Below are 26,470 nucleotides of genomic sequence, written 5' to 3'. Positions count from 1 at the left end.
GCAGAGTTATGAAAATACAGTCGCTCTTGCTTGTGCTTATATCTGGCTCAAATTATGAATGTTCAACACGCCCTAATAAATCACAAAAAAACAAGGATAATAATATGCGTGCTAAAACTTATAATATTCGCACCGCTGGACAAGCGAACATTCCGGTACTCGGACTGGGTACATGGCAATCAACGGGACAAGACTGTATCGATGTGGTCAGCCAGGGGCTACAAATGGGCTATGAGCATATTGATACTGCCCAAGCTTATGATAATGAAGTCGAGGTGGGAAAAGGCATTAAGCAATCAGGCGTCGCGCGTGATAAGTTCTTTTTAACGACGAAAATATTTCCTGATGACATGAAGTTTGAACCAGAAAAACTTATCGCTGCGGCCAAGCGCTCGCTAGAAAACTTAGATACTGATTATGTTGATTTACTGCTGCTGCATTGGCCTGATGATCGGGTGCCTTTGTCTGAAACGATGCCAACGCTTTGCGAGCTACAAAAACAAGGGCTGACTCGTAATATTGGGGTATCTAACTTTAATATCGCCAATATTATCGAGGCTAAAAAATATGCTGATGTGCCGATTGCGGTTAATCAGGTTGAGTTTCATCCCTTTATTAAGCAAAACACCCTGCAGACTTTTTTAAACAATCACCATATTTTATTAGAAGCTTACTCGCCGCTTGCTCGTGGTGATGTGTTTGATAATGAAATCATTAAAGACATTGCTGATAAGCACGGGATTACGCCAGCGCAAGTTTCACTAGCGTGGATTTTATCTGATAAGCAGCGTATTGCGATTCCAAAAACGTCCAATCCTGAACACTTACAAGGCAACTTAGATACTGTCAAGGTGACGCTCAGTGCGGATGAACTCGAGAAAATTGGTAGCTTAGCGCGTAGCGATGGCCGTAAAATCAAGCATCCAGATTATTCACCAGAATGGGATGATTAGTAAGCCATAGTAAAGTAAAAATGAGAGTAAGCACAAAAAAGCCAGTGATAAAGGTCACTGGCTTTCTTATATTGAATACTTTTTATAATAACCATTACTGCTGCAAAGTATCGGTCTTATGGATTTTTTCTGCAGGATTATATTGCTCAGAAGAAGGCACTGCGCCATTGCGATTGTTTTCTTTCATCGATTTAGCAACTTCTGGCGGCATATAGTTTTCATCATGCTTAGCCAATACTTCGGCTGCAACAAAGGTGTCGCCTTGCATTTTACCCGTTGCCACCACGCCTGAGTTTTCAGCGAACAAATCTGGCAATATACCTTGATAAGTCACCGGCACGGTTGATTCAAAGTCGGTGATCGCAAACTCCACGCTTAACGGGTCATCTGGCGCACGTTGGACACTACCGGCAACAACCATACCACCAGCGCGGATACGCTTATCCTGCGGCGCTTCACCTTGCGCAATGGCGGTGGCGTCAAAGTAGTAATCGGTCTGTTGCCCAATGGCGTAAATCACCAATACCACGGCAATCGCCGCCCCTGCAAGCGTAAACATAACCCACATCAGTTTTTTGCGACGAACTGCGTTCATACCACTACCTCATTGATGAGTCGCTGTTTTACAAACTACGCATTTGCAAAACAAAAAATATTAAAGAAATGCTTATTGGACTGACTTAATAATACGCCCGTCCAACCGTACTTTTCTAATACCTATATGGTAGCATTTTTTGCCCAAATCAATAAGCCCCCTAGCAACCGATGCGGTCATATATTTACCAGTAAGGCATTATTATTTGATAGGCTAAAAATTTGATATTAAAAAGAATTTTTTAAGGAGAATTGTTTAGGATGGTTGTTTGGTTTTAGGATTAGGGGTCTTGGCAGCGCGCTGTGCTTGACGCGCTTGCTGAATGGATAGCTGCTTGATAAGCGCTTGGCGTTGACGGCGACTATAAATAATAAAAATCAGTATCACGCCGACCGTAATTGCCCAGCATGACCAGACAAACACACCATGCTCACCCATGGCAATAAACTCAGAGACGCTATAAAAGTAAGGCTGCATTTTATTTCCCTAGCCGTTATTTGCTTGGTTTATGGTTGTATTTTAGGATTATTTATTTTGGCTACGAACGTATTCTTTGACCCATGCTTTGCCTTGGTCGCGATATAAAATCAGGGTATTGGTCCGATAAATGGCCAATGAGGCGACCAGTAAATAACTACCAATAATCATCAGTAGTAAAGGCAGCCACATATCTGCCGACATTTTTGGTGCCGCCGTCAGGGTAAAGGTTGAACCTTGGTGCAAAGTATTCCACCACTGCACCGAGTACTTAATAATAGGCAAGTTTACCGCGCCAACGATAGACAAAATAGCGGCCGCTTTACCGCGATTGGCGGTATGTTCAAAGGCGGCAAACAACGCCATGACGCCCGCATATAAAAACGCCAAAATGAGCATAGATGTCAAGCGTGCATCCCAAACCCAATACGTCCCCCACGTCGGTTTTGCCCAAATAGAACCGGTCAATAAACTAATCACACAAAGCAAAAACCCCATCGGAGCCAGTGCCTGAGCTACAAGGCTTGCGGTCTTAATTTTCCATACCAGATAAATAACACCCAGTACCGCTAAGGCAAAATAAATAGAGATAGCGAGACTAGCAGCGGGTACATGGATAAAAATAATGCGATAGCTATTACCTTGCAGATAATCCGGCGGCGCAAATGCCAAGCCCCAAACGCTACCGATGAGCAGACAGAGACCGGCTAATATCGCGAGCCACTTAACCCAAGGCGCAAAGATACGAAAAAACTGCTTGGTACCCACAGTGGTCAAAAAGACCTGCCAAATGCGTTGCCACAGGCTAGGAGATGAGACATTATTCAGGTTGGGCATGGGAATAAACCTATTGCGCAGCTGGTGATTATCGAGTAAAACGCATGATTCATACGCCTACCCGCTAACTTGCTGACGTTAAACGCTGGATAGAATCTACACGTGATTATTTATTGAATAGCCTATTATAGCAAAGTTGCCAGTTTTCATCATGCTGTTAAGATAAAGGGCTTTCATCAGAAAAGGTATATAGTCGATACTAAATGAAATGGATAGGCAATACTATGCCGCGTGACTGGTGCAAATTTTTCTTGCTTGCTGTGCCTACGCCGACAGAGGCGACGAAAAATTTATCCCAGCCCCGCTGCCTCTTTTTAATATTGACCTGAATATAACATGCCAGCATTGATTGTTAATTTAACCATGCCATTTTTAAGGTCAGGGCAATCACCCATGGCATCACCAGTACCGAAATAATGCTACCTGCTAATAATAACGCTAAAATCGGCAAGCCGTTGAGACCTGTGGCAAATAAATCAACCGCACCAGTCGCAAAAATCAATACCGGTAGTTGCATCGGTAAGGCAATCAAAGGTACCAGCACCGCGCCGTTTTTTAGTGATAACGTCAAACTACTGGCGACTGCTGACAACATAAGCAGCATCGGACTGCCAGTGATAATAGATGCCATCAATATCCACGCCTCAAACCAGCTCAACTGAAATAAAGGCACAGCAAGCAAACTTAATGCTGCCACGATACCGCTACTAAAAATCCAATGGATGACCAAGCGAATCAGCACCCATAACGGCAGCGACGCTTTGGCGACGACCAATTGTGCCAGCGTACCATTATCAAAGGCAGGCTTAAATAAACCATCGACACCCATTACCAATGACAATAGAGCGGCAATCCAAACTGCGGACACCCCAAGGCGCAGCAGTAAAGCAGGTTCGCTGCCAACCGCTAACGGAAACAAGGTGATAATCACTAAAAACAATACCAGAGGATATAACCACTGCACCGCGCCTTGCTGCTTCACCTGCCATTCGCGGCGCCAAAGCTGCATAAAACTGATACCGCGTGCAGCAGCTGTATTAGCATTTGAAGTGTTAGCATTCGAGCTTGTATTCACGGTTTTTACTGCACTGTCTGTGTCTATCATTTATTGGCTCTTCCACTCATGCTTGTCGCACTTATATTGACGTTTGTCGCAGTTAGATTGATGTTTATGGCAGTTATATTGATAGCATTTACACCATATAATCGGACAAATCGAGCACTTGATTGGCAACGCCGACGGCTTGGTGACTAGTCATTAGTATCGCACCGCCAGCCGTAGCAAATTCGCGCAACCTATCTTCCATGCGTGCTACCATATCGACGTCAAGCGCGGTAAATGGCTCATCGAGTAGCCATAAAGGCGTGACCTCAGGTGTTAATAAGTAAAGCCGTGCAAGGGTAATGCGCCGTGTTTGCCCCGCAGACAAATGGCTTGAGCTGATGGTCTCAAACCCTTGTAACCCTACCCACGTAAGGGCGTCATCGATATCAGCTGTACTTGGGCTAATGCCATATAAATTAAGCAAAAAAGTGAGGTTTTGGGCGACCGTCAAGTTTGGATGAATACCCAACTGGTGCGACACGTATAAAGGGTGCTCGGGCAAACTTATTGCTCCTTGATAAATAACTTCACCGCTCAGCACGGGCAATAATCCAGCCAATTGCATCAGTAGCGTCGTTTTGCCAGTACCATTAGCACCGACTAAATGACAAATGCTGCCCGTAGCAAGATTGAGCGTCACGCCTTCACATAAAGGGATCTCACCGCGCTGAACCGTTAGCTTATCAAGCGCAAGTAAAGCTGTATTCAGAGCCGTCATCCACACCTCTCATTTATTTATTAAGCAGCAGGCAATATTCATCACAAACACCGCTGACGTTCGTGGCATAATACCTTATGCTTACTTTAACCCCACAGTATAACAAATTGTCGATTACTATGACCTCAAAACCTACGCAGACTTCAAAAGATAGCCAAAATTTAGACACTCAAAGTGCTACGAGCACCAACCTAACGCTCGACAGCTTAATCGAGGCGCAAGTTGCCTTTATGCAGCAATGGCTGCATGCGCAAGCCCAGCCATTAACAACACAGGCTTGGCAGTGGTTTGGCGAGCAGCCATTAAGCAAATATATCAGCAGCGATGATTTACAACACCTTATTAATGGTTGGTTTCTTAAGCAGCCGCTAAGCGAGGTAGTACGACGCGATATTCGTGATATTTTGCATACTATTATTTATCATCCTGTTAATGATAATGTACCTTTATCAGAATTGGTTGATGACAGCCAAGTTGAGATTTTAGCCAGCTATGTCGGCAGTCATGAAGAGCAGCGTAATATCTTGGTACATACGTTGGTTGGCAATGAAACCTTTGCTGATTTATTGACGCAAACGCTGTATCACGCTATCAACGACTTTATGGAAACCACGCTAGATAAAGCGGGCCCTGCTGGTAAACTGATGAAACTTGGGCGCAGCTCGTTTGAAAAAGCGACCAATCGCAATCTTGATGAAAAATTGCAGTCCTACCTGCATCGCAATATTAAAGACTTAACACGCCGAGCAGAAGCCAACGCTCAAGCGCATTTATCCAACGAAGAGGTTGCGCGCTTATTGGTCTCCGGTTGGGGGCGCATCAAAGAAAAACCAATCAGCGAAATCCAAACTTATCTACGCGATGAGCCTAACGATAGCAGTATCGCCCATATTGAAAACAGCATCCAACAAAGCTATAACCGGCTGCGCCTATCGCCTTACTTGCACAGCCTTGTGGCAGCAAGCGTCGATACTTGGTATACCAACCATCAGGATGATAGTATCGCCACTATTGCGGCAAGTTTACACGTCGATGAGCAGGCAATAACGCAATTGAGTACTGCCCTGCTCCCTGTCATCACGGACGCTCTTGAAAGCTCATGGTTTACGGCGCATATAACAGAGATGCTGCAAGCGTTTTACGCCCAGCCGAGTATCAAAGCAGGACTGGTATTTGGCAGCAATTAATCTGATGTTGTAGCGTACGGTTTTCTTTAAACTTTTATTATTCACCTTTTATTAGTCAGCTATTATCTATGAGCCAATCTTCTAAACTCAGCTTATGGCAAAGAATCAAGCAGTTGCTTAGTATGGCAACTGAACAGGCTACTATTCACGACACGAAGATTGATAACGACTTGGACTTGAGTTCAGATTCAAGTCTGACAAAACAGGATAAAAACAACGCTTATCTTTTAGAAAATGAAGGTGATAGTAATAAAGATAATGGTATAGAAAGCTGTCTTAAAGACGCTAAAGGTAATAAAAACGATGATACGGATATTAGCGGCTCTAGCCCTGACTTAAACCATAATGTGAACCGTAGCGCAAACCACAGCGTTGATAACCACGTTGATAATCACTTCGATGAGGTTATTTATAGCAGCCTTAGTAGCAATCTTGATAGTCGCTTAGATAGCAGCACTGATACTGATACTGATACTGACGCTTATTTTGATTTTGATAATGACATCGACAGCATGACGCAGCAAAATGCGCTCAATGACACTCCCATTGTCAATTATCTTAAGCAGTATTTTGACGAGCAACAATGGCATTATAACCATTATCGACCCAAAAGCAGTGACAGCGACAATAATGACAGCCAGCAATCACACTATTTGTCTTTTAGAATGCGTAATAAAAAGCTTGATTGCGGCTATCTGTTTCGCGTGCAAGAACATAACAACCTATTGGCCGTCTATGGTATCTTGCCGTTCTTAATACCCGAAAGCCATCAAAGTGCTGCGATGTTACTGATTACCCAAATCAATTACGACATGCTGATTGGCAACCTCGAAATGGATATCAATGATGGCGAAATACGCTACAAAAACGCCATCGATGTCGAAGCGGTCGGTATGGATGAAAGTACCATTGAGCACTTATTACAAAGCGTCATCGCGATGACCACGGTGACTTATGAGATATTTAGTGAATTGGTCAACAATCAAAATCCTGCTACAGAGTTGCAAGAGCTATTGATGGCGCTATATCGACAAGAGGATGCGCGCACCTTTTTCTTACCCACGCAATTTGTTCAGTAATCCACTGCGCAAGCTATATATTTGTCGCTCTTACAATTACTCACCAACCCCCTACATTCAAAACGCTTAAATCTCTCTATTCTTTTACCTTCTGTTCTTAAATTACTTTTTAAAAGACATACGTTAATACTATGCTAAAAATTGCTTACTCGGACATTTTTCGTTATTCCGTACCCGAAAAACACCGCTTCCCCATGCAAAAATATACCATGATTCCTGAGCGCTTACTGGCCGAAGGAACCATCACTAGCGATAATTTCTTTGCCCCAAAACGTCTAAGCGAAGAGGAAATTTTAACCACGCATACTGCGGATTATTGGCAGCAGCTTAAAACCCAAACCTTACCACGTAAAGAAGCGCGCGCCATTGGTTTTGAGATGACGCCAGAGTTGGTAGAGCGTGGTCGTTATATTGCCCATGCCACCTATGAATGTGCGTTATATGCGCAGCAATATGGCGTGGCAATGAATGTTGCGGGCGGCACTCATCATGCCTTTGCCGATCATGGCGAAGGATTTTGCGTTTTTAATGATGTTTGTATCGCCAGCAATTTATTATTAAATCGTGGACAGGCACAACGAATTTTAATCGTGGATTTGGACGTGCATCAAGGTAATGGCAACGCCAGTATCATGGCGGATGAGCCGCGCGTTTTTGTTTTTAGCATGCATGGCGCAAAAAACTACCCTTTTCGCAAACAAGTATCAGACTTAGATATTGAGCTGGATAATGATACGGCTGATACAGAGTATTTACAGATATTAGAGGATACGCTGCCACGCTTAATCCATGAGTTTGCACCGGATATGATGTTCTATCAATCTGCGGTCGATGTATTGGCAACCGATAAATTGGGCAAACTTAGCCTGACGCTAGAGGGTTGTAAGGCACGTGATGCATTTGTCCTACAACAAGCTAAAGCGGCCAATATTCCCGTTGCTATCGTCATGGGCGGCGGCTATTCAGAAGATATTGAAGACGTGGTTGAGGCGCACTGTAATACGTTTCGTTTGGCGCAGCAGCTGTTTTTTGCAGAATTGATTGAGTAGTGGGTAGCGTTCAGCGCAAGGAAAGATAAGAAAAGTAACGCGACAAAAGTAGTAAAGGTAGTGAGGTTATAAATGGCAAAAATATTGATTGGTGTAGGAGTCTTGCTGGTTATTATCGGCGTTATTTGGCTGCTGTTTCCAAATGCCTTTTCATGGATAGGCAATATCAAACACACCTCAGGCAATACGCGAGTTTACTTTCCAGTGGTCACTATGATAATCATCAGTGTCGTCGCCACCATCTTGTTAAATTTGTTTAAGCGTTAAGTTTATAGCAACGCTGTTATGCCTTGCCAACCAACTCGAATACCGAGAACAGTAAGAATCAATAAGATAAGCTGACGAAAGCGGGCTTGCGGTAAATAGCGACGCAAGCGAATCCCAACCAACAACGCAGCGATAGATAATATACTCAGTAACGCAATCAGCTGCCACTCATTAGCACTTAGCGCCATGATAGGTTCACGCAGAACAATGATTTGGGCAATTTTACCCAAGAAATAGCACATGTTGCCGACTTTGGCGATGGTGTTTTTATCGTTACTGGCGGACAATAAATACATCATGAGTATGGTGGACATGGCATTGGTCGCACCGCCAATAATACCAGCGCTAAACCCGACGATAATCAACACAGGCTTGGTATTGGGCAGACGGATTTGCTTACCGAGCAAGTTACTGCTGACATAAAAGCCAATCACCGCAGCTAATACCAATAGAATATATGCGCTATCGACCCACAGCAGTAGCTTGGCACCAAGCATACTACCGAGCAGACTGGTCAATGCCAATAACCAATAGCGCCTACCGTAATGGATGAAGTTTTGCCAAATACTGCGCCCGCCACCTGCCAGCCAAGTCATGGCATTGAGCAATAACGACGGAAAAATTACCAAGACAATCGCATGGGGTAACGGATAAATACTGGCAAGCGCGGTGGTAGTTACTAACGTCACACCCAGTCCACTAATACCGTGCAGCAATGACGCTAAGGCAAAAATTGCCAGTAGCAATAACGTCTGGGTACTATCGCTATCCATCATATTCGTCATATGAGTCATAGAAACTTATAACCTAATAACGATAGTGATGATAGATATCGGCGACTGACATTGACAACAGCGCAATCAGCATTACTAGACCGTTTCTTATGATTAATTATGCTTGATGACGTTGCCAAATCGTCTCACCAATAATGGTTGCCAACTGCTCAGCAATCTCATCTTTACTTGCCTTTTCAAGAATCACATTATCGTGCTCATAACGCTCGGAGAAAAACACTTGCATGGCATTATCGTCACTGGCAAAACCAATATCGGCGCGCGAAACGTCATTACAAGCGATCAAATCTAAGTCTTTAGATAGCAGCTTGCCACGCGCATAGCGCTCGACATCTTGCGTTTCTGCTGCAAAACCCACGACAAACAGCTCAGGATGGGCAAGTGAAATCGTCGCTAAAATATCAGGGTTTTTAACCAAGTTTAGCGTCATAGCATCTTGGGTTTTTTTGATTTTTTGCGGTGCGGCCTCGAGGGTACGATAATCGGCGACGGCGGCAGTGGCGATAAAAATATCAGCAACCTTTATACCCGCACTCTCATTTTCAGCATGTTCATGTTGATGCTCTTCACCGCAATTACAGTCATCGTGATGATGAGAATGGTCATGGCTATGTTCATGAGGATGCTCATCAGCGTCTTCAGGCAAATACTGTAGCGCACTATGCGTGCCATCAACGCATTGCTGTGCGGCTTTCAACATATCTTGCGCTGATAACACATCGATGCGCGTGACATTAAGCGGTGTTGGCAAGGCAACTTTGCCACCAGCAATCAAAATCACGTCGGCGCCAGCGGCCACGCAAGCACGGGCTAAAGCAAAACCCATTTTGCCAGTAGAGTGATTGGACAAATAGCGCACCGGATCGATACCTTCTACGGTCGGCCCTGCGGTAATTACCACGCGTTTACCTGCCAATAACTGTGGCGTGGTTTGCATGGCCATAAATAATTGCACTTCCGCTAATAAATCTTCAGGCTCAGGCAAGCGCCCTGCTCCGACGTCACCACATGCCTGCTCGCCGCTGGCAGGTGCAATAATTTGATAATTCATATCGCGCAGAGTTTGCACATTGAGATTCACCGCTGGGTGCGCCCACATTTGCTGATTCATCGCTGGCGCAATGATAACCGGCGCAGTCGTTGCCAAGCAGACCGTAGTCAATAAATCATCTGCCATACCCATCGCCAGCCGCGCTAAGGTATTGGCAGAAGCAGGCGCAATGACAATCAAGTCTGCCCATTTAGCAAGCTCAATATGACCCATACCCGCTTCTGCTTGCTCATCAAGTAATGAAATATGCACCTCATTACCCGTCAAAGCCTGCAAGGTCAGCGGCGTGATAAAGGCTTGCGCGCCTGTGGTCATAATGACGCGCACATCAAAGCCCGCCTTGACTAAAAGACGGGCAAAAATAGCAGATTTATAGGCGGCGATACCGCCAGTGATAGCAAGCACAATATTTGACATAAGCATGGCATCGATAAAAAAATGAAAGATAAAAATTGCGCTTATAGTAACAATTATGCGATAAGTTAGGGGAAGTTTTGTAGATTTATCTCAGTTATCTGACACTTATCCCCATTATGAAGGAGTGACAATGGCAATTAAAGACTGGCATGAAGATGATAGACCGCGTGAAAAACTGCTGAAATTTGGTGCGGCTCATTTATCTGATGCCGAGATATTAGCGATATTTTTGCGCACAGGCACCCAGTCGCAATCGGCCATTGAGCTTGCCCGTCACTTGATAGAGCAGTTTGGCAGCTTAGCTGAGCTGTTGGCCGCGCCGCAAGAGACGGTACTTGCTTGTCACGGTATTGGTCCTGCAAAATACGCCCAGATACTGGCATCGCTTGAGATGGGTACGCGCTATTTGGACAGTCAGCTTAAGACAGGTCACGCCCTTGGGCGCTCGCAAATGGTCAAAGACTATATCAGCACCCAACTGCGCGGTGAGTCTCGTGAAGTTTTCGCCGTGCTGTGTTTGGATAATGCATTAAACCTCATCAATTTTGAGATACTGTTTACAGGCGGGATTTCCTCTTGTTCGGTTTGCATCAAACATGTGTTACGCCATGCGTTGAGCCACGCTGCCAGTCAGCTTATCGTTGCTCATAATCATCCACATACTGACGCTACCCCCTCAACAGCCGATAACCTACTCACTTATGAGCTAAAAAAAGCCTGCGACTTAATAGATTTATCATTGGTTGACCATATCATCGTCGGGCGCAATGAAACGCTCTCGTACGCTGAGAAAAGCCTAGCGCCCTTTGACTAGCGACTTCTGTCTGACGCTTGATACATATTATCGACACAGCGTAGCATTTTGGCTCTTGATAGTTATAAACAACTGTTTCATATTGGTAGTTAACTTTATTTTTGCTGTGGCAGTTCTTGATAGACCTACTATTGATAGATTTATTTAATAGTGGGTTTACCCTTATTAATTTTAAAAACTGCTAGAAAAGAAGTACAACACAGGCATTTATTTTGTCATATACATTAACTTAGCGCATAAAAAATCTGATGGAAAAATAAAATAACAATTAGAATTATTCCATCAGTTTTTATCCATTTAAATTTTACGCTTGTGCATTCAGCGTTATAAAGGAGACAGTCATGGCCATTGGCTTTTTTATTTTGGCAATCCTCATTCAGTTAGCCATGGTCTTGGCCATCTTTTTATTATCCTTATCGCGTGTCACCGGTAGTATCGTCGCCCTTGTTACCGTCCTCGTCACCGCCTTTATCAGTTCATGGTCGCTCATCTTAGGCATACCGTTAGCGCTACTATGCTTAGTATTGCTCATCGCGCCGCTGCGCCAATCATTGATTACCAAGCCCGTCTATAAAGCTTTGGGCGGCGCCATGCCAAGCATGAGTGATACCGAACGTGAAGCGCTCGATGCTGGTACCAGTTGGTGGGAAAAAGAGCTGTTTATGGGCGCGCCAAATTGGGATACCTTTGCTAAATACCCGTATCCTGAATTGTCAGAAGAAGAACAAAGCTTTATTGATAATGAAGTCGAAGTGCTGTGCGCGATGCTTGATGAGTGGAAAATCCACCACGAAGATAAAGAGTTGTCTCCAGAAGCGTGGCGCTTTATCAAAGACAATGGCTTTTTGGGCTTAATCATTCCAAAAGAATATGGCGGACTGGAGTTTAGCTCGTATGCGCAAAGCCGCGTGATGAGTAAGATTGCCTCGCGCTCACCGACCGCTGCTGTCAGCTGTATGGTGCCAAACTCACTTGGCCCTGGTGAGCTTTTGATGCATTATGGCACCGATGCGCAAAAGCAACGCTGGCTACCGGGTCTTGCCAAAGGTGATGAAATCCCCTGTTTTGGTTTGACCGGCCCTGAGGCGGGTTCTGACGCTGGCGCAATTCCTGATACGGGCGTGGTTTGCTATGGCATGCATGAAGGCGAGCAAGTACTCGGTCTGCGTATGAATTTTTCTAAGCGCTGGATTACCCTAGCGCCTATCGCTACCGTCGTTGGCTTAGCCTTTAAAATGTATGACCCAGAAGGTCTGCTTGGTGACCCTAAAAAGACCGATTACGGTATTACCTGTGCATTGGTGCCTGCCAGTCACGAAGGCGTCATCACCGGACCGCGACATAATCCAGTTGGCTCGCCATTTATGAATGGTACGGTAGATGGCACTGACGTCTTTATTCCGCTCGATTATATTATCGGCGGCGTCGAAAACGCTGGGCGCGGCTGGCGGATGCTGATGGAATGCTTGGGCGTTGGCCGCGGCATTTCCTTGCCAGCGCTGTCAACGTCGGCCAGTGAAGTTGCCTATTTGACCGTTGGGGCGTTTGCAAAAGTTCGCGAGCAATTCAAAATCTCGATTGGTAAATTTGAAGGCATTCAGGACGTGACCAGCAGCATGGCAAGTAACACTTACATGCTTGAAGCGTTTCGTCATCTGGTTACCTGTGGTCTAAACCAAGGTGGCACGCCATCGGTCATGACGGCAATGGCAAAATACTATGCGACTGAAACCATGCGTGACGTCATTAACGACGGCATGGATGTCGTCGGTGGTCGCGCCGTACAAATGGGCCCGCGCAACTTTCTAGCAATTCCCTATCAAGCCATCCCTGTTTCTATCACTGTTGAAGGCGCAAATATTTTAACGCGCTCGTTGATGATTTTTGGTCAAGGGGCGATGCGTTGCCACCCTTATCTATTTGATGAGCTACAACTGCTGCAAAGTGACGATAAAGAAGGCGCGCTTAAAGATTTTGATAATTTATTCTTTAAACATTTGGGCTATACCTTTAATCGCGGCGCCAAAGCTTTTGTCGCAGGTTATGTCGGTGGTAGCAGTCATGCGCCAAACTTTGCCGATAGCTTTACCCGCCCTTATTATAAAGACATCAATCGTTTGAGCGCAGGATTTGCCCTGACCGCTGATATGGCGTTAGGTCTACTCGCTGGTGATTTAAAACGTAAAGAGATGCTCTCTGGGCGCTTAGCAGATATTCACGCCCATCTATTTATCTGTACAGCTATTTTGCAATTTTACGAATACGGTTCTAAGTCAGAAGCCGAGCGCTTACATGCAGAAGTGGCGCTAAAAAATAGCCTTTATACTATTCAAGAAGCGTTCTTGTCTTTGTTTGCCAACTTCCCAAATCGCATGGCAGCAAGCTTGGTCAGCTTTGTCACCTTCCCAAGTGGGCGTATCTTTGCCCCAGTGAGTGATGAGCTCAAACGCCAATTGGGGGATAACTTTATGGATGACTTTGAAGCCAATCCATTCCGTGATTACCTTAAAACCATGGTGTATTACAACACCGAACCTGATGATGTCATGGGGCGTATGGAAAACGCCTATCAAACCTTGCTCGAAGTAGAGCCTTTATGGCAGAAATTTAAAAAGGCGGAGCATAAAGACCATTTCGAGGGTCTGACTTTTGAGGATCATGTGGTTTATGCCAGCCAAAATGGCGTTATTACCGAAGCAGAGGCGGAGCAGCTGATTCGCTATAATGCCATACGTTTTGATTCCTTATTAACCGATGTCTTTGATAAGCATTTAGCCGCAGCGCAACCCCGTGATAATCCGCACAGTTTGGATAATGCGGTACATAAACTCACCGACTATGCGCAGTTAAAAAGCCAAGCACAAGCAAGTAACGGCGTTGCGACAGATAATTCTGCGCAGACAGCTGATGCGGTCACAGCCGATAAGCAAGAATCAACGGGCGATGACAACCCTGACCACGGCTATGAAAGTGATGGTGATGTCAAAATGGTCAGTGAGCAAGATACAGTCGAAGAAGTGCAAGAACAAGCCGACTTTAAGGATGCAAATCCTGATGCAGAAGCGCTTGATCCGCGTCGCCGTGATGCAGAAACCCATCTGAGCGAGCGTATGAGCTATAACCATAGCCTGCATAAAACGGACTCGCATGCTGACACAACACAGAATGAGATAGAAAACGGCGTAGCAAAATCTGACAATCATGCTGAATGGCAAGATGGTCTACGTCGTGACGAAAATGACAAGATATAAAAAGGTGTGAAGTCATTGCAGTTTTAAACGGTCACGATATAAAACTGCTAAGACCAACTTTTGCTCATAATCGGTTCGCCCTTAAGCGAGATTATTCAATATGAATGGTCTTGCTTTTTTGTTTATACCCCAACTACTACCAATAAATTGACTCAAAAATTGCTTATGTTATTCAATTTAATCTAAAAATTTTTGATGATAAATAAAATTAAAATACCGTGCATTTATTCTCTCACGCTATTTTAATCATAAATATTTCTTGCAGTCACCCCAACAATTCTTTTATATTGTCCCCAAAATCTGACTTCAGAGACAGATAACAAACTTTTAGACGTAACGAAAATAGGCATAAAAACGATACTTATATACTAAGTAGCGTATTTATGGCTGCGCGTTACGGCAACCAAGGACAGTAGTTATGTGGAAGAATATGGGATTAACGGGCAAGATTATTGTTGCCATGGTGCTAGGTATCATACTGGGTTTATTTATCAACTACTCAGGATTAAATACCGAAGGCAGCTTTGTTAGTGACTATGTGACCAATGGCTTATTTGCCATTATCGGTAAGCTGTTTGTTAACTCGCTAAAAATGCTGGTTGTGCCTTTGGTACTGATTTCGCTTATTTGTGGGGTTTGCGGCATCGGTGATATTCGCTTGCTTGGTCGTATCGGTACCAAGACCTTTTTTATCTATATGATGACAACAGCGCTGGCTATTGCGACGGCGATTGGTCTTGGCGTGCTGTTTGGTATCGGTAAAGGCATGGATATCGAGACGGAAGCGGCATTTGAAGCGCAGTCAGCACCGCCTCTGCTCGATGTATTTTCTAACATTATCCCATCCAACCCCATCAGCGCGATGGCAAATGGCGATATGTTATCGATTATTTTCTTTGCTATCTTAATCGGTATCAGTATCTTGATGGTTGGTAAGCCTGCCAAAGGCTTGGTGCAAAGCTTGGAGCTTATTAACGAAGTCATCTTAAAAATGGTGACCATCATTATGAACCTCGCCCCTTATGGTGTGTTTGCGCTATTAGCAAAAGCCATGTCAGAGCTTGGCTTAGACCTTATCTGGTCGCTGCTTGGTTACGTTGCGGTATTGATTGGCTCGCTTGCTTTCCATTTCTTTGTGACCATGATGATTGTTCTGAAGCTGGCTTCAGGCCTCTCGGTGCGAACTTTTTTAACAAAAATGCGCGAAGTACAGATTTTTGCGTTTAGTACCTCAAGCTCAAATGCGACGATTCCGATTACCTTGCGTACCGTCACCAAACGCATGGGGGTCAATAACTCTGTTGCGTCGTTCACGGTACCATTTGGTGCGACCATCAACATGGATGGCACCGCCATCATGCAGGGAACAGCGACCATTTTTATTGCCAATATCTATGGCATTGATTTGGGCATCACCGAGTATTTGACCGTCATTTTGATGTCGGTACTTGCTTCTGTTGGTACGGCGGGCGTTCCAGGTGTTGGTTTAATTATGCTATCGATGGTATTTGCGCAAGTAGGCTTACCGATTGAAGGCATTGGTCTTATCTTAGGGGTTGACCGTATCCTTGATATGTTACGTACCGCCGTCAACGTCAGTGGCGATGCCGCTGTGACCGCTATCGTCGCAAAGTCAGAAGGTAAGATGGATTTGGCCATTTATAACGACCCTGATGCGGGTACAAAAGACGTATTCGATGGTCATATCGATGAAAACAGCGAGCGCGAATTCTCTGAAGTCTTTAGCGATGGCATTATGGGCAGTGAATACGACGATATTAAACGTGGCTAGGTCAAGCATGGCTGGCGGGTAATATCAATTAGTCACTTATAAAAATGCATAATAAAAACCTCAGCCAAATGTGGACTGAGGTTTTTTCTGTCTTGAGTAAGGGTTTGGAAATTGATATATAGATGAAATAACTTAAGACCGTGACGATACTGCTGGAATAAAGCTTTTTTAAATTATAAAGACTATCTTAACCTCCAAATAACTATCGTTAACCAAGCACATATTTGGTTAGCATTGCCAAACAAACCAACACAATCATTGGACGAATAAGTTTACTGCCGCCTTTAACGACCATATGCGAGCCAAAATAAGCGCCAATCGTCTGCCCAACCATCATTGCCAGTCCCACTTTCCACAGCACATTACTGCCCAAGATAAAGAAAATAAGCGAGCCAATATTGGTGGATAAATTCAGCACCTTTGCCGCGCCCGTTGCTTCAATAATTTGACGACCACGCAGCGCCACATTTCCTAAAGCAAAAAACATCCCCGTACCCGGTCCCATATAACCATCATAAAACCCAATTAAGGGCGCCACTACTTTTTGCCACGTGCCTTCTGAGATACGTGGTGCGGCCTCAACTTCACCTAGCCTTGGGGCAAATAAAGTATAAATACCAATCGCCGCAATCAAAAACGGAATCAGTTTTTCTAACAAATCAGGCGGCGACAACTGTACGGCAATCGTCCCAATAACCGAACCAAGAAAAGCGGCGATGATCGCAAATTTGATACTTTTAGGCTTGATAACACCTTTTTTAATCATGGTAATAGACGCCGCGAGCGCACCTGATGCCGCTTGTAACTTATTGGTGCCCAAGGTTAGCACGGGCGGGATATTGGCAAGTAGCATGGCAGGAATGGTCAATAAACCGCCACCGCCCGCGATAGCATCGATAAAACCTGCCAGTGCCGCAACCGCCGCCAGCATTAAAATAATCTCGATAGAGAGTGATATGTCCATGAAACTAACCTTGAAAATTTGGGGTATAAAAAAGCAAACGCAACGTTAAGATTTGTGTAAAGGCGCTCATTATAAAGATAAAACCGTAAAAAAAACCAAAAACCTAGCAAAGTCTGCTAGATTTGTTATATTCTCGGCTTTATCAGTACGCCTTTTGGTAGGCTTCGCCTGTTTAAAAAAACCGCATAAAACCGTTAACGTATTTAATTGTTTATATGAATAAGATTGTGAGAAACTAGAGCCATCGGTCTGCTGCGTCATTTTTAATGATAAGGGCAGCATGAATGATGAGGGTTTATGGCTCGGCGAAATGCACTTAAGGAAGCCAAAGCAGGAAAGTAAGCAAGCCAGAACAATTTAGAAATTTGAAGTTTTTGAATGATTTAGCACGTTTTATTGAGTCAATGAGGATAATATGGCAATACAAAGAATCAGAGCATTTTTCAACCTCGAAGCGTCAGGCGGCATTGTCTTAGCGCTGGCAGCTATCGCGGCAATGATTATTGCCAACACCTCTCTTAGCACTTGGTATGAGTCTTTTATTCACGCGCCCGTTGCCATTCAAATCGGTGGCTTTGAGATTGCAAAAGACGCCCATCATTGGATCAACGATGGTCTGATGGCAGTGTTCTTTTTTTTAGTCGGTCTTGAGCTCAAGCGCGAAGTGCTCATCGGCGAGCTCTCTAACGTCAAACAAATTATCTTACCAGCTGGCGCGGCATTGGGCGGCATGATTATGCCTGCTATCGTCTACCTGATTTTTAACTATAATGAGCCTGAATTTTGGAAAGGTTGGGCAATTCCGGCGGCGACCGACATTGCCTTTGCCCTTGGTATTTTAAGCCTACTTGGCAATCGTGTACCAAACTCACTCAAAGTCTTTTTGGTATCCATCGCTATTTTTGATGATATTGGTGCTATTTTAATCATCGCTTTATTTTATACCAGCGACTTATCACTTGGTTCATTGGCTATCGCTGCTTTATGTTTACCGTTCTTATATCTACTCAATCGCCGTAACGTCACCAGCATTACCCCTTACATATTAATCGGGGTGATTATGTGGATTGCCGTGCTCAAGTCTGGCGTTCACGCGACCTTAGCTGGGGTGGTACTCGCGTTATTCATTCCGTTATTTGACCGTACTGACCCTGAACACTCTCCACTTGAAGAGCTTGAGCACGACTTACAAAACACAGTATCTTACGGGATTCTGCCATTATTTGCCTTTGCCAACTCAGGTATATCGCTCAAGGGCGCAGGCTTTGCAGAGCTATTTCATTCCGTGCCGCTGGGTATTGCTGCCGGATTGTTTATCGGTAAGCAAGTAGGCATCATGCTGATGTGCTGGTTGATTTTCAAACTGGGTATTTCTACTATGCCAAAGGGCATGACCTTTAAGCAAATCTACGGCGCAGCGTTACTTTGCGGCGTTGGCTTTACCATGAGTTTGTTTATCGGTGGTCTGGCCTTTGGCGGCGCGACACCATTATTTGATGAGCGCCTAGGTATCATTATGGGTTCAATCGTATCTGGTATCGCAGGTTACTTGATGCTAAAAGCCACCTTAAAAGAAGAGGTCAGCAATACCTCGGTGGACTTAACCCATCATTCTTAAGCACTCATTAAGCGTGAGCGACTTATGGCTATCACGCTAAATAAGTCGCTTAATGCGCTTAAGATGAGTGGATAAAAGCAGACGATATAAAGTAGCTAATCATATGGGTCCCATCGATATCGCTAAAGAAAATGCCAAAGCCAATAGCGCCAGCGCTCGGCAAAAAGCTGACCCTAACCCGGCAATTCACGCTTACCAACGCCATGGACGCACGACGGCGATTGACGACCATAGCGACCTACAAGTCTTAAAGCGCATTAAGCGTTATTTATTGCCAAAAGACTTTGTTATCTCGCAAGAGTTATTGGAAGAAATGGTTGCCGGCTACGATATTGGCGATCCACTAGCCGATGCGTTGGCCGCTGACGGTATTCGTTTTACCAAGCCTTTACAGCAATTTATCTTAAGCGATAGTAATGGTGGCGATAGTAATGGTGGCGATAGTAATAGTAGCGATAGAAATGGCAGCAGCTTCGATGCTACCCTTCTAAGCAACCCTGCATTTAATACCTTAACCGAGCAATTTAGCAGCCATCCTGCTTGGTTTGACCCCAAGCTTGCACAAATCGGCGCAGTTGCTTATCGACGTTATCCGCTGATGCTCATTTGGCTATTGCGCAATGTCGCGCTAATGGCCGGCTATAGTATTCCCGCCCTCTCCCTGCCGCTCATTCAAACGGGCGCCTTAATGCACGACGCCCTACCGCGCTTGATGCGTACTTATGCCTATATTCTAGCCGTCTCTGAACACCCACAACTAAATTCTAGCTCTTATAATAACCGTCAACCGATTAAGCAGGTATTGGCAATTGGCTCAGAAGGCTGGCGGCAGTCTATCAAGGTGCGGCAAATTCACACGACGGTGCGGCAAAACTTGCTCAGAGGTAAAGGCAATGCCGCTAAAGGTGTCATACCCGATGCCGACCAACACCACAATGTAGATGGCAGCTGGAACACCGACTATTGGGGTATTCCTATCAATCAAACCGATATGATTGCTACCCATTTGCAGTTTTCATTATTGATTATGCGTGGGCTACGGCTGCTTGGTGCCCGTATCAGCGGCGAGGAAGCCGAAGGTATCTTACATCTATGGAATCTTGCCAGCTATTGGATGGGCGTTGATTTACAGCGCTTACCGAAGGATGAAGCCGCTTGTTGGGAATGGCTTTATACCTATTTATCAGTTCAGCAACTTGATTTTAAAATGGGTCAGCCACTGGCAAAAGCCCTGCACGATTTACCGCGTCAGCTGATGGGCGAAGACAATCGACGGGGGCGTTTTGTTGAGATGGTCAATGCCAGCGTGACTCGTACCTTGGTCGGTGATGATATCGGCGATGGGCTGGATTTGCCAAAATCGAAAATCCGTTTTGGCGTCTTATCGTCAGTGCCGATTCTCTTTGCGCTCGATACGGCACGCCAACACAATCAAAGTGTGGCTGAAAAATTAGAAGCCTTCCGTGCTAAACGCCAAGATAATATGAATTGGTGGTTAAAGAAAAATGACGATTATTATAAATAACTTGTGCTAATTACAGATACTCTAAGAAGAATAATCACTCAGTATTAGATAAAACCAATAACGAATAATATTATGCAAATCTATAACCATAACCAGAGGGCATAAGTCGAATATTATTAGTAGTAAATAGAATATATCAAGCCATTATCAACCGCCTCTACAATAACTATAATAAATCCGCAAAAGACGCGCTTGGTTTGATAAGAAAATGGTTTTACTGTAGACAATTCAATAAATCACCGCAAGCGACTGACGTATTAATTACGCGTATCTTGAATGCGGTAATACCACTCAAGCTGCCGATCAAACCCCGTCTCTAGCAAGCTGGCGATGACGCGTCCTGTCAGACCCCATATTGTTTCGCCATCTACTTGCCAGCTTGGCGTGAGGATGGTCGCGGTCTGATCTTGCATCGTATACTCTATCGCATACTCAACGGTAGGCTGCGTCAGCAAGGTTTCAAAATCTGCCCAAAAAATACGCGAGATTTCATCAAGCTCCGGCACTAACAATAAATCTGGCGCAATTAGCGCCACAATAGGACGCACACTCATGCCACTTTTAGAGGTTTGAATCGGTAATTGACCAAGTAGCTGCACTTTATTGGGTGGTAGCGCGGTCTCTTCGCAGGCTTCACGCAAGGCGGTGATGACATTGTTACCGTCACTGGCGTCATGTTTACCGCCTACGCAAGAGACTTCGCCAGCATGACTGTTCATATGCGCAGCGCGGCGCGTCAGTAGCAGCTTTGGATGGCGCTCATGAGTGATGGCAACCAATACCGAGGCATCAGCAATCGGTGTCTGATACAGACTCTCTAAAATACGCTCGCTAAGAGAAGTATGAGAGCTATGGTATAACGCAGGATTGGTGACCGCATTTAAGGTCTCATGCTGCACGCGTTCCGCCAACTTTCTAATAGTGGGATAGCGAATAAAGTCTGGCACAGCGACGGAAAATTCATCGAAATGGACAGACTGCGGGGGGAGTAACATTATTATTGCCCTATGTTTTTATCAGTATCAAGCATCAATGCCGTTAAACATAAATAACCATTAAATAAGATGCTGATTACGCAAGTAAGCACTTTAAGATTACATGTTTTTAGGAAATGTTTGTGGATAAGATTTTTTCATTAAATAAAATGCAGGGCAAAACCGATGATTGCCCGCAAAGATTGCCATTAATTATCATTGCCCTTGCTTGGGTTGGCGGTACTTTCGCCACCGCCATACTGGCGCTACTGGGCAGCTGGCAAAATGTCGCTATGATTTTGGGCTCATTTGGTGCCAGCTGTTTGCTTATTTTTGCCTATCCAGAGAGTCCATTTGCCCAGCCTAGAAACATCGTTGGCGGTCATCTTATCACCACTTTTACGGGGCTATCGTTCTTGACCTTGTTTGGTATCGAGTGGTGGAGCTTGTCGCTAGCGGTCGGTACAGCGATTGCGCTGATGCTATTGCTGCGCGTACCGCATCCACCCGCCGGCTCTAATCCCTTAATCGTCATGCTCGGCGGCGTCAACTGGCATTTTTTAGTCACCCCTACGCTAATCGGTGCGCTTGCCTTGGTCGCAGTGGCGCTGATTTATAACAATATCGGTCGCGGCCGCCATTATCCGCGTTATTGGTGAATCCACCCTTCAATATACAGCCATCATTTATTATTTAACATCAGTCTAGTCTAGACTAACGCAATCTAAAAGCGGCTGCATATACTTTATGTGACTGGACTGATGCGTAATCGCAGCGCTGACAATGACGCTTCAAAAGCCTTATTTCATAAACGTAAGCCTAGCTACCATCAGTTTAGCAAAAATGTGTGCTTTTTATTATCACGGCCAGTGCGATGGAAATTTGTGTTATCTTAGGCTTCATAGCTATGATGCCAGCTGACAAGCGAACGTCATAACATAAGAATTACAATTCTTACAACATCGATAACCTTTTTTCCATCTTTCGTTTATCTTATATAAGGCAGTTGATATGCGCTATTGTCTACAATGCGGCCATGAAGCAGAACGCAAAATACCAGCCACCGATAATATGCCGCGTTTGGTATGTCCAAACTGCAATTATATTCACTACGAAAATCCAAAAGTGATTTGTGGCTCACTGGTCGTGCACAAAAACAGAGTGCTGCTATGCCGCCGTGCAATTGAGCCGCAATATGGCTTATGGACGCTGCCTGCAGGCTTTATGGAAAACGGCGAAACCATGGCAGAAGGCGCGGCGCGTGAAAGCTTTGAAGAGGCGGAAGCAGTGGTTATCAACCCGCATTTATATTGCTTATATGATATCCCCGATATCGGGCAAATCTATAGCATTTATATCACCGAGTTAAAAGACGGCGCTTACGGTATTGGCTCTGAAAGTCTGGACTGCGCGTTATTTGCTGAAGAAGACATCCCGTGGGATAAGCTTGCCTTTGAAGCCGTGCGCCGTACCTTAAAAAGCTACTTTGCCGACCGCAAGGAGTTTGACGACCATAACGACTTCCCTATTCATCAAGATTTGATTGGCAAAGACCAAGCGATTAAGCGTTATTAATACAACTTTTTAAAATACTTACTGGCAATAAAAACCGCCGCTTTCAATACAAACACTGAGAGCGGCGGTTTTTTATACAGTCAATGATTTGCGATGACTGTTTTTGCGCTAAATTAACAACTAGCTTTTAATTTTACAAACGTTAAAACCTAACTCTTTTACGGCTTCTTCTTTATCATAGGGTGCTAATACGGCACGCACGTGTTTTTGTCCTTGCAGATATTGCTTAGCGACGCGCTGCAAGTCAGCAACCGTCACAGATAATATCGCCGCGCGCATTTTACGCTGCCAGTCGACGCCGCGATGATGCAGATTGGCAAAGCAGGCTTTTACCGCCTCCCCTGCTGGAGAGCCTGGTTTATCCATGCCTGAGATAATACCCAAGATAGCTTCTTCTAATTGCTCATCGGTTTGCGGCTCGTTTAATAGCCATTCGATACTGGCATCAAAATGGGCAAAAGTTTCAGCACACTGCGGATCGCGATAGCTAAAGAACTTAAAGGCACAAGCATTGGCATCGTAACCTGCACCGCCGCCATAAGCACCGCCGCGCTCACGAATGGCACTATGCAAGTAACCATTGCGCAGATACGGCGCTAACACCATTAATGCTGCCGTATCAGGATGGTCGGCGGCTGGTACAGTATAAGCGCTGGCATTATGATAAACGTTGGTCGGCACTAGCCACGCCAAATCGTCAGCAGTAACCTCTTCTAATTGAGCGCCATCATTCTTACCATTGAGCGCCGAGTCTAACTGTAAATCTGCAAACTCACTTGGAATGCTCGCTTCAATAGCCGTTTCAGTATTGCTTAATTTTTCCGCAATTTGTGACGCTTTACTGTTTTTCCAGCTCTCAACAATTAAATTACTTAAACGTTCAGTTTGCTCGGCTTCACAGATAATGACGGCGTGTTTCGGCAAACTTATTATACGCTGATGTAAATCCATCAAACTGCTTGCCAATTTATCCCACTGCCTATCGTCACTACTGGCGTGGGTTAAGAAGTCTTTTAGCGCGTTCAATGCTGGCAGCCCGCTACGCACATATTCTAACTGCGCTTGACGGCTCATGCCGCGACTGGCGGTTTGCATCGCATACGAATGCCCAGAACCGGCAAGGTTTGATTGCCAACCAGCTGCGCGCTGCTGCAAAATCTCTTTAATACGGTTATGCTCGCTAAAGACGCTGTGCTCCATGACTTCTTTAAGCAAATCAATCGCTTCAGGTTTACGATTTAGCGCGCGCGTTGCCACAACAAAGTAGCTGCTAATCGCTTGGCTGTCATCGATGTTGGTACGTTGACTGATACGCGCCGTCACTCCTGATGAATGCGCCGCTTGCTTGGCCTGCATTTCATGAGCGCTTAGCGAGTCCGTGCCCAGTTCTGACAATAAGCTTAAATAGATCGGCAATAGCGGATGATTGATGACTTTATTAACCGGTAGCTCGCTGGTGTCTTGATTACCAATCGCATCGGTCAACGGCACTATCACTTGGTAATAATACAAGCCATTGGTACCGGCTTCATATTCAAATAAGGTGCTGTCTTGCCCGCTTAAATTTACTTGTTTTTGCGTGCCTTGTTTAAAGCTGATATCGGTTGGCACGTCTTCTAGACCAACTTTTGGCAATAAGCTTAAATCATCAGGCGCAGCTTGGCGCGCTGCCAAATCAAGCGCTTGCTGTTTTAAGATAGCTTTATCATCAGCGGTCAAATCCATCGCAATGGTATCAAGACGGGTTTGCTCAGCGGCTGCCAAACGGGCAGTTTTTTCGCTATCAGGCGTCAACGTGACACGGACACGATGCTGATTATCGAGCAAATGGGTCTTGATTAAATTCGGTAACCACTGTTCGTCTTTGACTTGCTCACGCAGCCATTGCAAGTGCTCATCAACTTCCCACACATCGATAGGGTTGCCATCATGAATCGCCGTGCTAAAGCCTTCTAACATAAGGTTTAAACCATACGGCATGCTATCACCGCCGATATGGCGCTGATCAATCTCGATTTGGTGCAAAATGGTTTCGATGGTTTCATCATCAATCGGATTGCTCGCGACCTCTTTAAGTAAATCAAGAATGCCCTGCTCTACCGCTTCGGCATGCTCAGGGTTTGAACCGCGTAGACCGGTATAGAATACCATTTCATAATGACTGTCATCGAGACCCAATAGCGGACTCGGCGCTTTACCGAGTGGATGGCTGTCCAAATGCGCACGCAGGGGCGAACCAGCATGCTCAACCAACACGCCTTCTAATAGACGCAGTGCCAAACGCTGCTTGGGATCGGTAATCGATGGCAATAACCACGCCACCACATGATGCGTTTGGTCTGGACCGGCTTCGTCAGCGGTATAAGTATCAACCGCGCTAATCGGTGCAGACAGACGTTTTTCTGGACGCGAGACGTGTTTTTTGCCTGCTTCAAATTGAACCAAGGCATCTTCATGAATTTTTGCTTGCGTTTGGGCAACCGGAATATTACCAAAGCTCATGATCACGCTGTTTGACGGATGATAATGGCTCTGATGAAATTCAACCAGCTCATGATGGGTCAAATCAGGAATATCAGCAGGATCGCCGCCCGAATTATAATGATAGGTCGTCGTTGGGAACAAATGATGGGCGACCGTATGATACAACTGATCAATCTCGCCGCTCATTGCGCCTTTCATCTCATTGAACACAATGCCTTTAAACTGCGGCTTATCGTTTTCGTCTAACTCAACGCGGATGCCTTCTTGGGCAAAATCCAGCGGATGAATATTGGGGAAAAACGACGCATCAAGATAAACGGCCAGCAAATTAAAGTAGTCGTTTTTATTTTGGGTCGCGTACGGATAGGCGGTCCAATCGGCGGCGGTCATGGCATTCATAAAGGTGTTTAATGAACGTTTAATCATCGAAAAGAACGGGTCGCGGACAGGGAACTTTTCAGAGCCACACAAAGCCACGTGCTCTAAAATATGCGCCTCACCTTTTGAGTCCATCGGCTGAGTACGAAAGCCGACCAAAAAGGCATTCTCATCGCTTGGATGCGCCAAATGGTAATGCATGGCGCCTGTCTTGACGTGCTGGCTTATCAATACGTCCATCGACAGTGCATCGATATGACGGTGCTCAAGCAGCTCAAACGCTGGATGTAGGGTTAAATCAGCGGTAAATGGCGTGTCAGTCATAGTTGTCCTTATAGAGTAACCTGATAGCTTCTTCGTCAAGCGCTCATGTGGCCGTTAACTGATAAAGCAGCTCAGGATAAACAATCAAAAATGGAAAGGTTTATATTTATAAAATTGATTGGTCTAAAATTAATAGCGTTGTAAAAGTTATAAAAATAGCAGTGTTATAAAAATATAGGTAATCTTTCAATAGAATGGCAGTTATCAGCTAAAAAGGATTTGCCTAACGAAACTAGATGGGG

At 45.0% G+C, this 26,470-nt stretch carries 22 protein-coding genes; 12 read left to right on the top strand and 10 right to left on the bottom strand.

The window, feature by feature from the left end:
• The first annotated feature begins 104 nt into the window (after positions 1-104).
• Positions 105-953 (top strand): aldo/keto reductase, encoded by an 849-nt coding sequence (locus tag FOR85_RS10105; protein ID WP_144297832.1) that lies wholly within the window; start codon positions 105-107, stop codon positions 951-953.
• A gap of 94 nt (positions 954-1,047) precedes the next feature.
• Here the strand turns inward: FOR85_RS10105 and ccmE are convergent, their stop codons facing one another.
• From ccmE to ccmA, 5 genes are all read right to left on the bottom strand, one after another.
• Positions 1,048-1,548 carry a cytochrome c maturation protein CcmE gene (ccmE, locus tag FOR85_RS10100; protein ID WP_144297831.1) on the bottom strand — a complete coding sequence of 167 codons (501 nt, stop codon included), beginning with the start codon at positions 1,546-1,548 and terminating at the stop codon, positions 1,048-1,050.
• Between the two features lie 255 nt (positions 1,549-1,803).
• Positions 1,804-2,025: a heme exporter protein CcmD gene (ccmD, locus tag FOR85_RS10095; protein ID WP_144297830.1), complete on the bottom strand. Its 222-nt coding sequence runs from the start codon at positions 2,023-2,025 to the stop codon at positions 1,804-1,806.
• Positions 2,026-2,073: 48 nt separating this feature from the next.
• Positions 2,074-2,862 (bottom strand): heme ABC transporter permease CcmC, encoded by a 789-nt coding sequence (ccmC, locus tag FOR85_RS10090; protein WP_144297829.1) that lies wholly within the window; start codon positions 2,860-2,862, stop codon positions 2,074-2,076.
• A 352-nt stretch (positions 2,863-3,214) separates the two neighbouring features.
• Entirely contained in the window at positions 3,215-3,871 is a 657-nt protein-coding gene (locus FOR85_RS10085; protein WP_190295544.1) for a heme exporter protein CcmB, read from the bottom strand.
• Between the two features lie 184 nt (positions 3,872-4,055).
• Positions 4,056-4,685 carry a heme ABC exporter ATP-binding protein CcmA gene (gene ccmA, locus FOR85_RS10080; protein ID WP_144297827.1) on the bottom strand — a complete coding sequence of 210 codons (630 nt, stop codon included), beginning with the start codon at positions 4,683-4,685 and terminating at the stop codon, positions 4,056-4,058.
• A gap of 77 nt (positions 4,686-4,762) precedes the next feature.
• On the opposite strand from ccmA, the gene FOR85_RS10075 reads away from it, so the two are divergent.
• The 4 genes from FOR85_RS10075 (at position 4,763) to FOR85_RS10060 (ending at position 8,267) form a co-directional block, all read left to right on the top strand.
• Positions 4,763-5,872: a hypothetical protein gene (locus tag FOR85_RS10075; protein WP_223808603.1), complete on the top strand. Its 1,110-nt coding sequence runs from the start codon at positions 4,763-4,765 to the stop codon at positions 5,870-5,872.
• Positions 5,873-5,940: 68 nt separating this feature from the next.
• A complete protein-coding gene (locus FOR85_RS10070) occupies positions 5,941-6,951 on the top strand; it encodes a YbjN domain-containing protein (RefSeq protein WP_144297826.1) in 1,011 nt (336 codons plus the stop codon).
• 131 nt (positions 6,952-7,082) lie between these two features.
• On the top strand, positions 7,083-8,000 hold the full coding sequence (locus tag FOR85_RS10065; RefSeq protein WP_144297825.1) for a histone deacetylase: 918 nt from the start codon (positions 7,083-7,085) through the stop codon (positions 7,998-8,000).
• A gap of 72 nt (positions 8,001-8,072) precedes the next feature.
• Entirely contained in the window at positions 8,073-8,267 is a 195-nt protein-coding gene (locus FOR85_RS10060; protein ID WP_144297824.1) for a DUF2905 domain-containing protein, read from the top strand.
• Between the two features lie 2 nt (positions 8,268-8,269).
• On the opposite strand, the gene FOR85_RS10055 is transcribed toward FOR85_RS10060, so the two are convergent.
• Both FOR85_RS10055 and coaBC read right to left on the bottom strand, forming a co-directional pair.
• On the bottom strand, positions 8,270-9,052 hold the full coding sequence (locus tag FOR85_RS10055) for a sulfite exporter TauE/SafE family protein (RefSeq protein WP_144297833.1): 783 nt from the start codon (positions 9,050-9,052) through the stop codon (positions 8,270-8,272).
• A 106-nt stretch (positions 9,053-9,158) separates the two neighbouring features.
• Positions 9,159-10,529: a bifunctional phosphopantothenoylcysteine decarboxylase/phosphopantothenate--cysteine ligase CoaBC gene (coaBC, locus tag FOR85_RS10050; RefSeq protein WP_144297823.1), complete on the bottom strand. Its 1,371-nt coding sequence runs from the start codon at positions 10,527-10,529 to the stop codon at positions 9,159-9,161.
• A 130-nt stretch (positions 10,530-10,659) separates the two neighbouring features.
• On the opposite strand from coaBC, the gene radC reads away from it, so the two are divergent.
• From radC to FOR85_RS10035, 3 genes are all read left to right on the top strand, one after another.
• Positions 10,660-11,343: a DNA repair protein RadC gene (gene radC / locus FOR85_RS10045; RefSeq protein ID WP_144297822.1), complete on the top strand. Its 684-nt coding sequence runs from the start codon at positions 10,660-10,662 to the stop codon at positions 11,341-11,343.
• 341 nt (positions 11,344-11,684) lie between these two features.
• Positions 11,685-14,594: an acyl-CoA dehydrogenase gene (locus FOR85_RS10040; RefSeq protein ID WP_144297821.1), complete on the top strand. Its 2,910-nt coding sequence runs from the start codon at positions 11,685-11,687 to the stop codon at positions 14,592-14,594.
• A 418-nt stretch (positions 14,595-15,012) separates the two neighbouring features.
• Positions 15,013-16,386: a dicarboxylate/amino acid:cation symporter gene (locus FOR85_RS10035; RefSeq protein ID WP_144297820.1), complete on the top strand. Its 1,374-nt coding sequence runs from the start codon at positions 15,013-15,015 to the stop codon at positions 16,384-16,386.
• A 208-nt stretch (positions 16,387-16,594) separates the two neighbouring features.
• On the opposite strand, the gene FOR85_RS10030 is transcribed toward FOR85_RS10035, so the two are convergent.
• Positions 16,595-17,350 carry a TSUP family transporter gene (locus tag FOR85_RS10030; RefSeq protein WP_144297819.1) on the bottom strand — a complete coding sequence of 252 codons (756 nt, stop codon included), beginning with the start codon at positions 17,348-17,350 and terminating at the stop codon, positions 16,595-16,597.
• 415 nt (positions 17,351-17,765) lie between these two features.
• On the opposite strand from FOR85_RS10030, the gene nhaA reads away from it, so the two are divergent.
• Both nhaA and FOR85_RS10020 read left to right on the top strand, forming a co-directional pair.
• Complete coding sequence (gene nhaA / locus FOR85_RS10025; RefSeq protein ID WP_144297818.1) at positions 17,766-18,968, top strand: Na+/H+ antiporter NhaA; 1,203 nt, start codon at positions 17,766-17,768, stop codon at positions 18,966-18,968.
• Between the two features lie 103 nt (positions 18,969-19,071).
• On the top strand, positions 19,072-20,493 hold the full coding sequence (locus tag FOR85_RS10020; RefSeq protein WP_144297817.1) for an oxygenase MpaB family protein: 1,422 nt from the start codon (positions 19,072-19,074) through the stop codon (positions 20,491-20,493).
• 257 nt (positions 20,494-20,750) lie between these two features.
• On the opposite strand, the gene FOR85_RS10015 is transcribed toward FOR85_RS10020, so the two are convergent.
• Positions 20,751-21,488, bottom strand: a complete 738-nt coding sequence (locus tag FOR85_RS10015) for a CoA pyrophosphatase (RefSeq protein ID WP_144297816.1) — start codon at positions 21,486-21,488, stop codon at positions 20,751-20,753.
• A 116-nt stretch (positions 21,489-21,604) separates the two neighbouring features.
• Here FOR85_RS10015 and FOR85_RS10010 point away from each other — a divergent pair, with 116 nt between their 5' ends.
• Both FOR85_RS10010 and FOR85_RS10005 read left to right on the top strand, forming a co-directional pair.
• Positions 21,605-22,126, top strand: a complete 522-nt coding sequence (locus tag FOR85_RS10010; protein WP_102077729.1) for an HPP family protein — start codon at positions 21,605-21,607, stop codon at positions 22,124-22,126.
• 352 nt (positions 22,127-22,478) lie between these two features.
• Positions 22,479-23,042, top strand: a complete 564-nt coding sequence (locus tag FOR85_RS10005) for an NUDIX hydrolase (RefSeq protein ID WP_144297815.1) — start codon at positions 22,479-22,481, stop codon at positions 23,040-23,042.
• Between the two features lie 120 nt (positions 23,043-23,162).
• Here the strand turns inward: FOR85_RS10005 and FOR85_RS10000 are convergent, their stop codons facing one another.
• Positions 23,163-26,228, bottom strand: a complete 3,066-nt coding sequence (locus FOR85_RS10000) for an insulinase family protein (protein ID WP_144297814.1) — start codon at positions 26,226-26,228, stop codon at positions 23,163-23,165.
• Positions 26,229-26,470: the final 242 nt, after the last annotated feature.

Origin of the sequence: Psychrobacter sp. YGAH215, from assembly GCF_007280595.1 — a bacterium.
In the GTDB taxonomy this organism is placed as follows: domain Bacteria; phylum Pseudomonadota; class Gammaproteobacteria; order Pseudomonadales; family Moraxellaceae; genus Psychrobacter; species Psychrobacter faecalis.
Note: the sequence above shows the minus strand (reverse complement) of the source record. Positions and strands in the feature narration are given on the sequence as shown.

Coding starts and splice junctions, on each gene's coding strand:
- FOR85_RS10055 (WP_144297833.1), bottom strand. CDS start 9,052: ATGACGAATATGATGGATAGCGATAGTACCCAGACGTTATTGCTACTG.
- FOR85_RS10085 (WP_190295544.1), bottom strand. CDS start 3,871: ATGCAGCTTTGGCGCCGCGAATGGCAGGTGAAGCAGCAAGGCGCGGTG.
- FOR85_RS10005 (WP_144297815.1), top strand. CDS start 22,479: ATGCGCTATTGTCTACAATGCGGCCATGAAGCAGAACGCAAAATACCA.
- FOR85_RS10035 (WP_144297820.1), top strand. CDS start 15,013: ATGTGGAAGAATATGGGATTAACGGGCAAGATTATTGTTGCCATGGTG.
- FOR85_RS10070 (WP_144297826.1), top strand. CDS start 5,941: ATGAGCCAATCTTCTAAACTCAGCTTATGGCAAAGAATCAAGCAGTTG.
- FOR85_RS10040 (WP_144297821.1), top strand. CDS start 11,685: ATGGCCATTGGCTTTTTTATTTTGGCAATCCTCATTCAGTTAGCCATG.
- FOR85_RS10015 (WP_144297816.1), bottom strand. CDS start 21,488: ATGTTACTCCCCCCGCAGTCTGTCCATTTCGATGAATTTTCCGTCGCT.
- nhaA (WP_144297818.1), top strand. CDS start 17,766: ATGGCAATACAAAGAATCAGAGCATTTTTCAACCTCGAAGCGTCAGGC.
- FOR85_RS10010 (WP_102077729.1), top strand. CDS start 21,605: ATGTTTGTGGATAAGATTTTTTCATTAAATAAAATGCAGGGCAAAACC.
- FOR85_RS10060 (WP_144297824.1), top strand. CDS start 8,073: ATGGCAAAAATATTGATTGGTGTAGGAGTCTTGCTGGTTATTATCGGC.
- coaBC (WP_144297823.1), bottom strand. CDS start 10,529: ATGTCAAATATTGTGCTTGCTATCACTGGCGGTATCGCCGCCTATAAA.
- ccmC (WP_144297829.1), bottom strand. CDS start 2,862: ATGCCCAACCTGAATAATGTCTCATCTCCTAGCCTGTGGCAACGCATT.
- FOR85_RS10075 (WP_223808603.1), top strand. CDS start 4,763: ATGCTTACTTTAACCCCACAGTATAACAAATTGTCGATTACTATGACC.
- radC (WP_144297822.1), top strand. CDS start 10,660: ATGGCAATTAAAGACTGGCATGAAGATGATAGACCGCGTGAAAAACTG.
- ccmA (WP_144297827.1), bottom strand. CDS start 4,685: ATGACGGCTCTGAATACAGCTTTACTTGCGCTTGATAAGCTAACGGTT.
- ccmE (WP_144297831.1), bottom strand. CDS start 1,548: ATGAACGCAGTTCGTCGCAAAAAACTGATGTGGGTTATGTTTACGCTT.
- FOR85_RS10105 (WP_144297832.1), top strand. CDS start 105: ATGCGTGCTAAAACTTATAATATTCGCACCGCTGGACAAGCGAACATT.
- ccmD (WP_144297830.1), bottom strand. CDS start 2,025: ATGCAGCCTTACTTTTATAGCGTCTCTGAGTTTATTGCCATGGGTGAG.
- FOR85_RS10030 (WP_144297819.1), bottom strand. CDS start 17,350: ATGGACATATCACTCTCTATCGAGATTATTTTAATGCTGGCGGCGGTT.
- FOR85_RS10065 (WP_144297825.1), top strand. CDS start 7,083: ATGCTAAAAATTGCTTACTCGGACATTTTTCGTTATTCCGTACCCGAA.
- FOR85_RS10000 (WP_144297814.1), bottom strand. CDS start 26,228: ATGACTGACACGCCATTTACCGCTGATTTAACCCTACATCCAGCGTTT.
- FOR85_RS10020 (WP_144297817.1), top strand. CDS start 19,072: ATGGGTCCCATCGATATCGCTAAAGAAAATGCCAAAGCCAATAGCGCC.